The 13,772-nt window shown below is 39.0% G+C and carries 14 protein-coding genes; 5 read left to right on the forward strand and 9 right to left on the reverse strand.

Annotated features, from left to right (window positions below):
• Positions 1–15 precede the first annotated feature (15 nt).
• Both OA91_RS16340 and OA91_RS16345 read right to left on the reverse strand, forming a co-directional pair.
• Positions 16–447 (reverse strand): group II truncated hemoglobin, encoded by a 432-nt coding sequence (locus tag OA91_RS16340; protein ID WP_046015462.1) that lies wholly within the window; start codon positions 445–447, stop codon positions 16–18.
• Positions 440–670 (reverse strand): hypothetical protein, encoded by a 231-nt coding sequence (locus OA91_RS16345; protein WP_046015463.1) that lies wholly within the window; start codon positions 668–670, stop codon positions 440–442. Before OA91_RS16345 ends, OA91_RS16340 begins: the two co-directional genes overlap by 8 nt.
• Before the next feature lie 360 nt (positions 671–1,030).
• Here OA91_RS16345 and OA91_RS16350 point away from each other — a divergent pair, with 360 nt between their 5' ends.
• The 3 genes from OA91_RS16350 to OA91_RS16360 all read left to right on the forward strand — a co-directional run bounded on the left by OA91_RS16350 (position 1,031) and on the right by OA91_RS16360 (position 4,604).
• Positions 1,031–2,404: an MATE family efflux transporter gene (locus tag OA91_RS16350; RefSeq protein WP_063339120.1), complete on the forward strand. Its 1,374-nt coding sequence runs from the start codon at positions 1,031–1,033 to the stop codon at positions 2,402–2,404.
• A 107-nt stretch (positions 2,405–2,511) separates the two neighbouring features.
• Positions 2,512–2,901 (forward strand): PEGA domain-containing protein, encoded by a 390-nt coding sequence (locus tag OA91_RS16355; protein ID WP_063339121.1) that lies wholly within the window; start codon positions 2,512–2,514, stop codon positions 2,899–2,901.
• 8 nt (positions 2,902–2,909) lie between these two features.
• Complete coding sequence (locus OA91_RS16360; protein ID WP_063339122.1) at positions 2,910–4,604, forward strand: lipoprotein N-acyltransferase Lnb domain-containing protein; 1,695 nt, start codon at positions 2,910–2,912, stop codon at positions 4,602–4,604.
• A gap of 85 nt (positions 4,605–4,689) precedes the next feature.
• Here the strand turns inward: OA91_RS16360 and OA91_RS16365 are convergent, their stop codons facing one another.
• The 4 genes from OA91_RS16365 to OA91_RS16380 form a co-directional block, all read right to left on the reverse strand.
• Positions 4,690–5,478: a sulfite exporter TauE/SafE family protein gene (locus tag OA91_RS16365; protein WP_063339123.1), complete on the reverse strand. Its 789-nt coding sequence runs from the start codon at positions 5,476–5,478 to the stop codon at positions 4,690–4,692.
• Positions 5,479–5,643: 165 nt separating this feature from the next.
• A complete protein-coding gene (locus OA91_RS16370) occupies positions 5,644–6,321 on the reverse strand; it encodes a pyridoxamine 5'-phosphate oxidase family protein (RefSeq protein WP_063339124.1) in 678 nt (225 codons plus the stop codon).
• 1 nt (position 6,322) lies between these two features.
• Entirely contained in the window at positions 6,323–6,928 is a 606-nt protein-coding gene (locus tag OA91_RS16375) for a GNAT family N-acetyltransferase (protein WP_063339125.1), read from the reverse strand.
• A gap of 25 nt (positions 6,929–6,953) precedes the next feature.
• Complete coding sequence (locus OA91_RS16380) at positions 6,954–7,406, reverse strand: GNAT family N-acetyltransferase (protein ID WP_063339126.1); 453 nt, start codon at positions 7,404–7,406, stop codon at positions 6,954–6,956.
• Between the two features lie 100 nt (positions 7,407–7,506).
• Here OA91_RS16380 and pdxR point away from each other — a divergent pair, with 100 nt between their 5' ends.
• A complete protein-coding gene (gene pdxR, locus OA91_RS16385) occupies positions 7,507–9,042 on the forward strand; it encodes a MocR-like pyridoxine biosynthesis transcription factor PdxR (protein WP_063339127.1) in 1,536 nt (511 codons plus the stop codon).
• 34 nt (positions 9,043–9,076) lie between these two features.
• On the opposite strand, the gene phaC is transcribed toward pdxR, so the two are convergent.
• The 3 genes from phaC to OA91_RS16400 form a co-directional block, all read right to left on the reverse strand.
• Positions 9,077–10,870, reverse strand: a complete 1,794-nt coding sequence (gene phaC, locus OA91_RS16390; RefSeq protein ID WP_063339128.1) for a class I poly(R)-hydroxyalkanoic acid synthase — start codon at positions 10,868–10,870, stop codon at positions 9,077–9,079.
• A gap of 92 nt (positions 10,871–10,962) precedes the next feature.
• The gene (locus tag OA91_RS16395; RefSeq protein WP_063339129.1) at positions 10,963–11,313 is read right to left on the reverse strand and encodes a phasin family protein; all 351 of its coding nucleotides are present in this window, start codon (positions 11,311–11,313) and stop codon (positions 10,963–10,965) included.
• Positions 11,314–11,509: 196 nt separating this feature from the next.
• Positions 11,510–12,259 carry an SDR family oxidoreductase gene (locus OA91_RS16400; protein WP_063339130.1) on the reverse strand — a complete coding sequence of 250 codons (750 nt, stop codon included), beginning with the start codon at positions 12,257–12,259 and terminating at the stop codon, positions 11,510–11,512.
• A 775-nt stretch (positions 12,260–13,034) separates the two neighbouring features.
• On the opposite strand from OA91_RS16400, the gene OA91_RS16405 reads away from it, so the two are divergent.
• Positions 13,035–13,532, forward strand: a complete 498-nt coding sequence (locus tag OA91_RS16405) for a copper chaperone PCu(A)C (RefSeq protein ID WP_063339131.1) — start codon at positions 13,035–13,037, stop codon at positions 13,530–13,532.
• Positions 13,533–13,772 lie beyond the last annotated feature (240 nt).

Below are 13,772 nucleotides of genomic sequence, written 5' to 3' on the forward strand. Positions count from 1 at the left end.
AGAGCATAAGTTAAACTAAGACTCTTGGGCTTGTCTTGCTTGGCTAACTTGTCTGATACGCTCTGCAGGCACAGCTAGTTGAATCAATAAGTATTCTTTTAAATCAGCGTCTAAGCCCTGATTATCCATCGCCATTGCCATGCAATCTAACCAAGCCTGTTTATCTTCATCTATAACATCTAGATGCATATGGGCTCTAGGCAATTGGATTGAACCATATTTTTGGCTATAGAGCTTATCGCTCCCCATCCAGCCTGTTAAAAAGCGATACAGCTTATCAATGGATAATTCTGTATCGGCTGGGTGCATATCATAAAGGCGCTTGAATTGAGGCTCTGTCCCCATAAAGTGGAAGAAATCTGATACAAGCGCATGCAGCCCTTCTTTACCGCCTACTGCTTGGAAGGTGCTATCCCCTTCTCCATAGGATTTGTTTGATTCAGACATCATCTGACTCTTTTTTTTCTGTTTTAATTTCGGATGAAGCCGGTGCTGACTTTTTGGCTTTTTTCTCGGCATCCATCTTGATTGAATTTCTAAAACCACCGATTGCTGCCAAAACGCCTATAATTGCGCTCATATAGTAGGGAATTTGAAACAGCATGGTGATACTGACAAAAACAATACCAACAGCTAGGCCTTCAGCTAGGGGTTTTGCATACTTTTTCATATAGGACTCCAAGATATTTTAAGTTGGCACTATCACCAATAAATTTGCCCTAGTTTAATCAAAACAAGATATGAATGCTCGTATTCCTTGAGTTAGAAATGAACCTGATTCTATTTGTGGATAACCTTTTTTACGAATTGAGCAAAATAAAATGTGGATAAATGAGATACTAATACACATTATATCTGTTATAGAGAAGTTGAATGTGTATATTCAAGTTTATATGAACAAACTTGTGTGTAATTGATAGTTTTATCCACAGTGAAAACGAAACTTCTAGCCAAAATAGGCTCTTTTTAAGTATAAATAGCCGCTTTTTAGTCCATAATTCACACTTTTACCCAAGGTATTAAATCTAGTATGTCCAGCTTGTTAAGGCTTATTCCTACTTTTCGTCAAGAGAAGCAGTTAAATAAACGCATATGGCATATGGCTTGGCCGCCTATGTTATCCAACATTACAACACCGCTCTTGGGCTTGGTGGATACGGCCGTTGTTGGACACCTTGCTAATGAAAGCCATCTTGGGGCTGTGGCAATCGGTGCGAGTATTTTTAGCTTAGTATTTTGGGCCTTTGGTTTTTTACGCATGGGCTCGACAGGTTTAACGGCTCAAGCCTTAGGTCGTAAAGACGAGCAAAGAGTATTAGAGCTGTTACTTCAATCGGTTTTACTAGGTATCTTGATCGGTTTACTACTTATTCTATTTAAAGATCCCATTATTGATGTCATGTTGTGGATGATGTCTCCTAGTGCGCAAGTTGAACCTTGGGCAAGGCTTTATTGTGAGGTTCGTATTCTAAGTGCGCCTGCAGTATTGGCTGGCTATGCTGTTGTTGGTTGGTTTTATGGGGTGCAAAACGCCCGCGGGCCACTTTGGATCATGTTATTAATCAATGTGGTAAACATGGTTTTGGACTATTACGCTGTTTACCATTTGGATATGGCCAGTGATGGCGTGGCTTGGGCAACGGTTATCTCTCAATATGCAGGTTTGGCTCTCGCTTTGTACTTAGCCAGTAAGCAGTTGAAAAAGCTGAATATTAATATCTCCTCCGAGGTGGCAAAAAGTTTATTAAAATTCTCTGAATACATTGCTCTGATTCAGGTAAATCGCTATCTATTTGTACGAACTATCTTGTTATTAGCGGTTGGTATTTTCTTTACCGCTCAAGGTTCGGCTCAAGGGGATAATATACTTGCTGCAAACGCCGTATTACTGACATTTTTAATGATAATTTCTAATGCTTTGGATGGTTTTGCTTTTTCTGTTGAAGCCTTATGTGGTGAGGCAATCGGCCAGAAAGACAGAACACAGTTTGAAAAAGTGGTGCTTTTATCGAGTGTATGGGCTTTGGTTGCAGCAGTTGGACTTGTCTTAGTATTTTGGCTCTTTGGTAATCATATCGTTTCCCTATTAACCAGTATCGAGTCAGTTAAAAGCATTGCAGCGATTTATCTACCTTGGCTAGTAGTTTTCCCGCTTCTTGGTATTTGGTCATTTATGCTAGATGGCGTCTTTATTGGTGCCACTGAAGTAAAACAGATGCAAGATGCCATGATAGTGTCAGTTGTGCTTGTCTTCTTCCCCTGCTGGTATATCACCCAGCAATTAGGCATGGGTAATCATGGACTTTGGTTTAGTCAGGCGGCTTTATTTGTTGCCCGAGGAGCGAGCATGTATTGGCTTTATCGACGTAATTTGGCCAAAGGCAAATGGTTTGTGGGTAATTAATTAGCAAACTAAATAAGTATGAGTATCGTTCAATGTCAACTTTGTGTAAGATTCCTCCGCCTTTTTTGGTAACTAAATCAATATATTAAATTTTAAATGGAACTAGAATGAAAAAATTACTTATCTCAGCTTTTACAGTTGCCGCTCTTTTTTTAACGGGTTGTGCGACAATCATTTCAGGTACTAATCAAACACTAACTTTTAACTCAGATGTAGATGATGTTGAAGTGTATGTTGATGGCGCCTTAATTGGTAAAACACCTGTAAGTGCTAGCTTTAAAAAGAATAAAGTTAAATCTGTGATGTTCAAAAAGTCTGGTTATGAAGCGGTAACACGTCAAATTACGACATCTTATGATAATGTTGCTTTGCTAAGCGTATTTTGGGATTTATCTACAACTGACATGATTTCTGGTGCTGCTTTTGAGTATGAGCCAGGTGCAATTTATGTTCAGATGCCTAAAGTTGAAAACGAAGAAATGGCTAAAGAAAAGTAAGAGTTTATATGATGACAAAGGTTCATTCTTTTATGGCTAAAATTAGCTTAATATTTGCCTTTGTCTGCTTATTCTTACCATCAAACTCAGTAGCACGTTCTATTGAGTTTGATGCAGGTATGTCAGAATTTATCTTAAAAAATGCACCTGCCCTTATTTCTCAGATCAAACGACAATCAGGCGTTGGTTATGACAGTCTAAAAGCTCAGCTGAACTTACGAGGTTGTGACGAGCATTTATTATCTGATAATGCATTAATTGAACAAAAAACAAGTTATGACTTTTTTTCTTATTTGATGGGAAAGATAAACACTTGTTCAACGTCTGATTACAGCCAACTACAAAAGCCAACTTTTACTGAGACTTTACAAGGTAAAACACCTTATTTATTAGTAGCAGGTGAAAGTCTTAATGCCCCTATGTCTTATTTTGGTCATTCTTTACTTCTGTTTCTAGATGAGGATGATTTTTACTTTTCACCTGTATTGTCTGTATTAGCGCCACTAGAAAGTAAGCAGCTTTTCTCCCAGACCCTCAAAGGTGGCTTTTCTAGTATCAAGGCAGAAATTAACCTGACACCCTTGCACCAAGTTATCTCATTTTATAATAACTATGAATCACGCTCCTTACGTTTTATTAAGCTACCTGAAGATAAGTTTGATAGTGAAAAGCTAATCGATTATTTCGATCAGGCTTTGAATGACCCTTTAAGGTATAACTTTTTTGTTAAAAACTGCGCGACCTACCTTTATGAGGCACTTGATCAGGCTTGTGATTGTTTAGATGAAGACAGAAGCATAATCTCGCCTGCCTTGATGGAAGCTCAGGTTTATCAACAAGCACCAGAGACTCAAGTTTTTGAACTTAAATCTCTGTTGGCTAAGTTCCACAAAGCTTATGAGCCACTAAACAGCTTTGAACAAAGAACGGTTAGACAAATGATTCTAGATCAGGGCTTTCAATATCAAGGTATTCACCAAGATCTAGGGGATGTGGCTGTATTAGGGACTCGATTGAGCTTTGAAACCTACAAAACACCTTACCCATCTTATTCTGGTTTACTGGATACTTATGGTGATGCATCTGGTTTATTGGCTAGCTTGCCAGAGACTCAGCAACCTAATGATAAAATGCGAGATCAACTTTATCTTTCATCTTTTGGCATTTCTACTAATGAGGATGAACACTCTGCTCGTTTTGCTTTACTGGATTACCGTTCTTTTTATCAAAGACAAGAGAGCATTAATTCGGCCAGTTTAGCGGCGGGTGTCCTTGAGCTTTCTGGCATTGAGGATACGAGTCGAGTAGAGAGTGTGACCTTGTTAGAAATAACTAGCTTAAAGCCATTCAATGGGGTGTCAAAAAATGCATCTTGGCGCTTTGGCATAGGTGCGCAGCGCAATCAAGATGATCAGCTTAAGACCTCTTTAAACTTTGGGTTAGGAGGTAGCATGTCTGTATTAGGCGCTAAATTCTATCTCCTGCCAAGTATTGAGATCTCTAGCGCCACGAAACTGCCTGTTTATTCAGGCTTTGAAGCCAATATGGGCTTTGTCTCCTTAGCTTATGAAAATAAAGATCTGCTTGATCATGAGTTAAGTTTTTATAAAAGGCTCAATTCTTCTTTCGCCCTTGAGTATCAGGCCATTAAGCTAGAAAGAGAAGAAACAAGCCACACCGCCTCTGTGTTTTATTACTTTTAATCGCTTTCTTAAGACAATAAAAAAACGAGCTCAACCTGTGGTTAGAGCTCGTTTTTTTATGCCAGTGCTTTTATCTTTATCGCATTTAGGCAATAAAGTTCATGTATAAACCGATAATACAAATAATCAGTAAGGCAAAGCCTAGTACTCTGAAGAAGACTTTACTGTCTTGTGCTTGGATATGATTATGGAATTTTTGTCCTAATAAATGACCGATAAAGGCACAAGGAAGCAACCAAATTTGATGGATTAACTGTAAGTCGATACCTGCGATTAAAAAGGAAATCATTTTAATCATGACTAGGATAAACCAGAGTACAAATAAGGTGTCTCTGAGCTGTTGTCTAGCCACATGGGTTGCATATACGGCCACAATTAAAGGGGCGCCAATTAATGATGTGCCACTGACATAACCACCCATCATCAGAAAAACATTATCTAGCCATTTATTGTTACTTTTGAAGGGCTTATCCAAAATATAAGAAATGGCAAAAAAGATGACAATGCCAAAAATAATGCCAGTAATCAGGTTGGATGGCAGAGTTAATAAGCCAAATACGCCGATGAGTTTTGGCACTATCATGATGCCCAGAGACTTTTTCAGGTAAGCCCAATCAATATTGCTTTGAACTGCTTCTGGGTCTAACTTTGCCTGCTTCTTGCTTTGTCTATGTCCCTTGATGGCGATCCAGCTAGAGAAAATAAGCAGATGAATAGCGATAACAGGTAAATATACCAAGGGGTCGTTATGGATTAATAATAAGAAGGGTAAAGCGAGGACTGCGCCACCAAAACCTAATCCACTCCTGACAAAGCCACTCCAAATAAAAACCAGACCAATGGCAATGTACTGCCAAAGAAATAAATCCATCATGGATAAGATCCTAATGTTTAAAAGAGATCATATTGAATAAAGAGGACGAATCTTAACATAGGGGATGAACAGAATTATGCAAAGAGGTGAACAATACTCATAAAATTGCAGGAGATGAAATCATTAGAGAAGACAGTTTCCCTAATGATGTTAGAAAAGCAGTGATCAAAATGCGTCAGGGAGTTTTGGCCGTTCAAAATCCACTACTTGCCTTGGGTCTGTTTCAGCCTGGCCCCAAGATTGCTCTAAGGGAATCACCCCAGCCCATACAGGCCAGTCATAGTCTTCTTCATCGTCAACTGGAGGTTCAGCTCTGACTTTTGTTGAGGCTTCATTGATTGGAATCCTGACTAGGCCTGTTGCTTTAAGCTCTTGCTCGTTTACTGGTCTTAAGGCTTCCCAACGACTTGGAGACACCTTATCGAGAAAGATTTTAAGTTGGCGCTCTTTTTCAACTGGATCAGTAATCGTTTCTGGGGTACCAAATAAGGTTACAGAACGATAGTTAACTGAGTGATGCATAGCAGAGCGTGCCATTACTAAGCCATCTAAGTGAGTCACATTGATACAGACTGCTTGATTCACCGCATTTTTGACGTTGCGAGCCGAAGCCAGACCGTGCCAGTAAAAGTAATCTCCATCACGCCAATGGCAAGTGGGTACAACAAAGGGTTGACCATTGATGCTCTGCGCTACATGACACATAAGAGAGGCATCCAATATTTCGAACATAGTTTCTTTATCGTAACTTGCTCGTTTTGCCCCACGCCTAACCTTGCTCTTCTCTGTTTTTAAAGAGCTCGTGTTTAAAGAGTCTGTTTTTAATTCGTTAGACTGGCTCATGCTAACCCCCTAATCTGCGTTCTAGTGTCGCGTATTTTAATAATTTAGCCTGTAGCTGATTACGTACTGCTGGCCATTCACTTTGAATAATGGAATAGCAAACCGTATCCCTTAAAGAGCCATCTGGCATGATTTGATGATTACGTAGTATGCCGTCTTGCTTTGCGCCTAATCTTTCGATCGCTGCTCTTGAAGCCTGATTCATAAAGTGGGTTTGAAGCTCCACAGCAATCGCTTGATTAGATTCAAACAAATGTTGTAACAGCAAAAGCTTACAACGAGTATTAACACTTGTTCGACGGGCTGGTTCTAGGTACCAGGTGTAACCTATCATGGCCCTTTTATGTTCAGACTTAATGTCATAAAAACGAGTCGAGCCGATTAGTTCACCTGTCTCTTTTAATCGAACCACAAAGCAAATTTGGTCCTTCGCAGAAAGAGCCTTTTCTACATAAGTGGCTGCTTTTGCTTTAGTTGGAATACTGGTGAACCAGAGCTGCTCTGCATCTTGATCTGAGACAGCTTCTGCAATCTCATGACTATGTTGATGCTTTAGTCTCTCAAGTTGTAAAAAATCATCTTCAAGCTTGTCTATCTCAAGCCACATATCCATCCCCTTTTGTATCTATTAACTAATCAAGTCTTAAACTGTAACTAAAGAATTTTGTACCTTGCTCAAAGCCTATTTTTTCGTATAAGGCTTGGGCATTGAAGTTGTCTTTGGCTGTACTCAGATCAACTCGGATAGCTCCGCGTTCTAAAGCAAGCTCTTTGACTCTGGAGATCAAAGCTTCTGCAACACCCTTTTTTCTGTGTTCAGGCATAACAAATAAATCATTTAAAACAATGATCTTTCCTAAAGACGTCGATGAAAAAGTGGTGTAATTCAAGACAAAACCTTGTGCTTCTTGGTTCTCGTCATAGGCAATAAATATGTCTGCTTCTTGGTTATCCAAACGCTCTTTTAGGTAAGTGCGATACTTATTTGGATTAGACTCTTTTTTGTAAAAAATCATGTATTGGTTAAATAGGGCTGTCACTTGGTTCAACTCATCTTGCGTGACACTTTTAATCTGGGTAGCCATAAAACCTCCTGTTAAATTGAATGATGAAAGGACTTGAACAGAATATGAACTTCTGGATATATTAAAAATATCCAGAACAAATAAAAAAAGGCATACCAGATTGAATGAATCAAATGCAATTTTAAGGCTAACAATTGATCATCAATCAGGTGCGGCTAGGTATCGCCAGTTACTGGAGCAATTTAAAGGGCTTTTTAGTGGCCAGTATTTGCAAGAAGGAGACAAGCTCCCTTCCAGCCGCGAACTTGCCTCTATGTTAGGGCTTTCTCGCTCTACCACGATTAAGGTGTATGACATATTAATCAGTGAAGGTTACCTAGTTAGCCAGCCTAAAAAAGGCTTGTATGTTGCCCATATGGCAGCTTTGTTACCGGGTGAGCTTGAACCAGCTAAGCCCCCTCTTCTGAAGCGAGAAAAAAGCAAAAAATCGATCTTGAATGAGCCTATGCAATTAGGGTCAGGCATAGATGTAAGTGCTTTTCCCCATAAGGCATGGGCAGCGTCGATGCGCCGTAGCTGGCTAAATCCAGATATAGGTGTGATTCAAGGAGAATATCATAACGGTCTACCTAGATTGAAAGAGTATCTAGCGGACTACCTCGCCAACGTGCGTGGATTAGAGTGCGATCAAGAGCAAATTATTATCACATCAGGTAATCGAGATGCATTAAGTATTATGAGCCATGCTCTATTATCTGATTATCAAGATGAGGCCAGAGTTTGGCTAGAAAACCCCTGCTTCCCTGCTATGTCCCGCTTTTTTCAATGGCTTGGGCGAGACTTAAAGCCTTTACCTGTTGATCAAGAAGGGGCTGCGACACCTAAACTAACACATGCCAAGCCTAACCATCTGCACCTAGCCTTGATTACACCTAATCGGCAGTATCCATTAGGTATGGCGATGAGCTCTTTAAGGCGACAAGAATGGTTAACGCTTTTATCTCAGGTTAACTCTCATGTAGAAAGTAGGGTTCAGGTGAAAGATGCCGGACTCTGGGTCATAGAAGATGACTACGACAATGAGTTTTATTATCAAGGTCGGCTCGGTGTGCCTTTGATGAATCTAGATGAGAGCCAGCGAACATTCTTATTAGGCAGCTTTTCTAAGATTATGTTTAGAGGCTTACGCTTAGGCTATATTGTTGCTCCCAAAGCTCATATTGAGCGTATTAAGAAGAGCCAAAGGCAATTAGGTCCAAGTGCTTCTCTGCCTATGCAGTCAGCCTTGTTAGACTTTATGGAGCATGGCCATTTTAATGCGCACTTACGTCGTATGAGACGACTTTATCGTGATAAACGTGATTATCTAGAGATACAAATTAACCACTATCTAGGGAAGTATTGTGATTGGCAAAAGCCAAATGGTGGCATGCATACACTTGTTTATTTAAAAGAAAAATGGATACAAAAGTGGAGAGAGTTAGAGCACAATAAACTAGCTTGTTTGGATCAGGCCTTGATGGAAAGTTTATTAAAAAAGGGTATGCATATTTCTGCTCTTAGTCCATATTATTTTGAAAAAAACAATATAAAACAAGGCTTTGTATTGGGTTTCACAGAGCCTAGCAAAGCAGATATTGTTACCATATTAGCCGCTGCAGAGAAGCAGCTAAGCTTATTTTTACAACAAAAATAAAAAATGCCGAGTTACCCCGGCACTTTTAATTAGCTTAACCAGCCTTATCCATACTGGCTTCTATTGGAAGCTTTTGTAATACATAAGAACCTGGGGCCGCGGCCAAGGAGATATCTTGGGAAATCTCTCTCGCGGGTACTTTTTCTGCCGTATCTTGCTCTTCACTCCAGCTTTGCCAGTGAGCCCACCAAGAACCTGTGTGATGATCTGCTGATTTCACCCAAGATTGCGCATCTTGGGCATTGATATCACCACCTGCCCAATAGCCATACTTGTTTTTAGCGGGTGGATTAATTACGCCAGCAATGTGGCCAGACTCGCCAAGTACAAAGGTAACCTTGCCTTTAAGGTATTTACTGCCGCTAAAGGTGCTTTCCCAGCCTGCAATGTGATCATCTTTGGCAGAGAGGAAATAAACAGGCACCTTGATCTTAGAAAGATCGATACCAACACCGTCAATTTCTAACCCTTTAGGTTCTTTTAGCAGGTTATTTAGGTAGAGTTTGCGCAAAATATCATTATGACAAGCGGCTGCAATATTAGTGGAGTCACTGTTCCAATAGAGAAGGTCAAAGTCTAGCGGACTCTCTCCTTTGAGATAGTTCTTCACATAATAATTCCAGAACAAGCTGTTTTCTCGTAATAAGCTAAAGGTAGATTCGATCAAGCGACCATCCATATAGCCACGTATCTTATTCTGGGTTTCTATCGCCGTAATGGTTGGCTCATTGATGAAAACACCAATTTCACCTGGGTTGCTGAATTCAAGCATGGTGGTTAAGAGAGTCATGCTCTTAATACGCTGCTTCATTCGCTTACTGACCATGTAAGCTGCTGTTGTTGAAAGCAGCATACCGCCTACACAGTAACCGATAGCATTAACATGTTGCTCGCCGGTTAGATCTTCAATTTTTTCTAGGGCAGGAATTACGCCACGAGTAGCATAGTGACCAAACTCGTATTCAGCGAGTGATTCATCTGGGTTAACCCAAGAAATCATAAAGACACTGTGGCCTTGGGCTACCAGCCAGCGTACCAGTGAGTTTTGCTCACGCATGTCCATCACATAGTATTTATTGATGAAAGGCGGCACAATTAAAATAGGACGTTTAGCAACCGTTTCTGTACTTGGGTGGTACTGAAGTAATTCGATTAGTTTGTTACGAAACACGACTTCCCCTGGTGTTGAAGCAAGGTCAACACCGACTTTAAAGGCGTCTTGTTTGGTTAGGCGTACTTTTAATACATCCGCACTGAGTTTCATGTCCTCTTGTAATTGAGACATGCCTTTCACTAGGTTTTCACCTTTAGATTCAAAGGTTAAGCGGATCAGCTCTGGGTTGGTTGAAAGGAAATTGGTAGGAGAAAGTGCATTAATCATCTGCCTAGTAAAAAAGTTAAGGCGTTCTTTGGTTGCTTTCTCTAGTCCGTTAGAATTATCTATCATTTGCAGCATATTGCGGCTAAAGAGTAGATAGGACTGTTTTAACACATTGAATAAAACCTGCTCTTTCCAAGCTGGGTCATCAAAGCGCTTATCGCCTTTTTCAATGCTAATGGCATCATCTATTTCTGGGTGAACTGCTTGCATCAGGGAGGTTTGCCAAATGTTCATTTGATCGTGCCACCACTGAATTTGTGTATCCATCATCTTTAATGGGTTTTGTGCTGCTTCTTCAACCCACTGACCTAAATCTTGGCTGTTAAGTTGAACTAAGGCTTCTTGCATGGGGTTGTTGACGGGCTTTTGCTGCATATTTTTAACTATGGCAGCATTGCACTCACACAGTTTCTCGAAAATCTCTCCATACATATTTGGGCTGAACATTTGCACCTCCTGATTTGCTGTGCGTGCAGCTCATCTTGAAAAAAGGTGATAGGCAACAAATTTTGCTGCCCCATCACCCACACGGGATTAGATTAAGCAGTTGGTGCTGCTTTCTTCATAGCTGTTGCCGCTAGTTCATCTAGGTTACCCTTGAATGACTGTGCGATTTCAGACATACGTTTGCCGTCTTCAATTAATGATTGGCTCAGCTCAGTGAAGGTTTCAGCTTGTTTGGTATTGAACTCGATTAAGCTAGTAACGTCTTTTACAGCCGTTGCGTTCTTAATTTGGTTAATGCCAATATCAGCGTATTTCTTCATAGCTTCAAGCTGTAAGTTAGTGGTTTCTTCGATGTTTTTTACTAGCATTTCGTTGTAGCTAGTAAAAGGGGACATCATATTTTCTGTTTGTGAAGAAAATGTTTTAAATAGTTCGCTATACATACTGAATCACTCCTAATTGCTGGTATACGATGGTTTTTGCTACTTAATTTCTGCTTGTTCCATAAATCATCTTTCTTGTTGGTATGTAGGCTGATCTGGTCCAGAGGGTTATTATTCTTTCGATTAATACTGACCAGACCTAGATACCTAATCCAAGAAAGGTTTTGGCCTGTTTAACAGGCCAAACTGGTTATCATCAATGCATGTATTGTCCGCCATTGATTGATAAGGTTTCACCTGTGATAAAACCACTATCCTTGCTTGCTAAATAAGCAACGGCTGCCGCAACTTCTTTTGGCTCAGCCAAACGGTTAACTGGAATTTGAGCGGTAATAGATTCGATTACACTGGTTTTTAATTCTTCAACCATAGGGGTTTTTGTATAACCCGGGGCTACAGCATTTACTGTAACGCCTTTACGAGCACCTTCCATTGCAAGTGCTTTAGTAAAACCTATCATGCCTGCTTTTGCAGCTGCATAATTAGTTTGACCAAACTGACCTTTTAATCCATTTATTGAAGAGATATTAATGATTCTGCCATAACCCTTTTCACACATAACATTAAAAACTGGCTGACTAACATTAAATAAACTATTTAAATTGGTATCAATAACATCACGCCATTGTTTATAGTCCATTTTTTTAAACTGAGTATCACGTGTAATACCTGCGTTATTGACTAATACATCAAAACGTCCTAGCTCTTTGTAAAGTTTTTCTAACTCAACTGAACATTCTTCATTATCAGTTACATCCATAAAGGCGAACTTTACACTCTCCTTATCAATGTCATAATCGCTCAACCACTGAGATAAAACGTCAGCAGGTTTTTGACGACATATAGCGACTACCTGATAGCCTTCTTCGATTAACTTCTTACATATAATGCTGCCTATTCCGCCAATAGCGCCAGTTACTAGAGCGATAGGTGTAAAGTTATTCATAATTCCATCCTTTGACTAGTTGTCAGACTAAGTTTTTTGGGTAATAAATCGTCTACATAATTTATACGGATAAAATATTTCAATTTATTGACATCTTTAGTCAGGCAATTTATAAGCCATTTTAAAATCATTGAGTAATATTTTATTTATATAGTGATTATTTTAGTGATAAATTCTGTAACAAAAACATGAGCTTATATTAGAATTAATCTTATTTAATTTATTCTTAAAAATTTAAACTCATTAAATTTCATTACTTTTAATAAGAGAAATAAATACATTTAAACGCACATTTTTTGTGCGTTGGAATAAATGTAACTCAATGTATTTATTGTGAATTAGTATTCACGATTAGTTATTTTTATTTTTCCAATTTATTAAAAAATAATGGTTTGGATTATATTTAATTAATATGACAAGTTGCTTTTTATTATATAAAAGTCATGGTCTATCAGATTTGATACAAATGATGATACTAGTGAAATAGAACAAAAAATTACTACTTTGTTTATTTATTACTTAGGTATTAAGTATTTAAATGAGTTTGTATTTTTTATCTAAATAGGTATTTCTCATTAGAGTCCAATGAGTTAGAGGAAAGCAGACGATAAAACCAACTGGCTTTTGTTGTAAGCAAGGTAATCTTTATCAAAAAGTTGTGAATCTGATTCAAATAAACACAAGCCTCTTTGGCAAACTAAGTTATGATAGGCGCAGCTAGTTCCTTACAGGGTTTAACAAATTTTGATTTTAATATTTAGAGGAATAAAACAAGATGTTTAAGCAAATGCTTACCTTTGTAACTGTATTAACCTGTACCATTTTAACTTTTAATGCTGTAGCCGCTGGTCACATGGGTGTGATGGTTATGGACGCGCAAGCGAGAGCTATGCCTCCTGGCTCAAAAAATAGTGCAGCTTACTTTACCTTGATGAATCATAAGCAAGAGGCAATTAGCCTAGTGAGTGCTAAAAGTGATGTATCTAAGGTAACTGAGTTCCATAATCATTTGATGATTGATGGTGCTATGAGTATGCGTAAAGTACCTAGCGTAGAGATAGCAGCAGGCGAGAGCTTATCTTTCAAGCCAGGTAGTTATCATGTCATGCTAATTGGCTTAACTCAAAACTTGAAACCGGGTGAACAAGTAACCATTCAGCTGAATCTTGCTAATGGTGAAAGCATGATGGTTAAAGCGGATATTGTTATGCCTGCAGATATTAAAGAAGCGGCAACATCTGACAAGCACGCTAACCATTCTATGAACCATTAACCTAGACTCGGTATGTGCTTGTATGAGAAGCCCTGATATTGCATCAGGGCTTTTTTATGTTAACGCACTTTTTAAGTGCGTTAATTTTGAGGCTTTAAGCCCTTATTAGACTATTTTTTGGCTAGATATCCCTTATTGCAGAGTAAACGCGTATGATGGGCTTTATATACATTAGCCATTGAAAAGAGGCTGAAATAAGCGAACTTTTCAATTTATACCGGCTAAACAGCTTAAATACTC

This window comes from Marinomonas sp. SBI8L (assembly GCF_001624705.1).
Taxonomy (GTDB): Bacteria; Pseudomonadota; Gammaproteobacteria; order Pseudomonadales; family Marinomonadaceae; genus Marinomonas.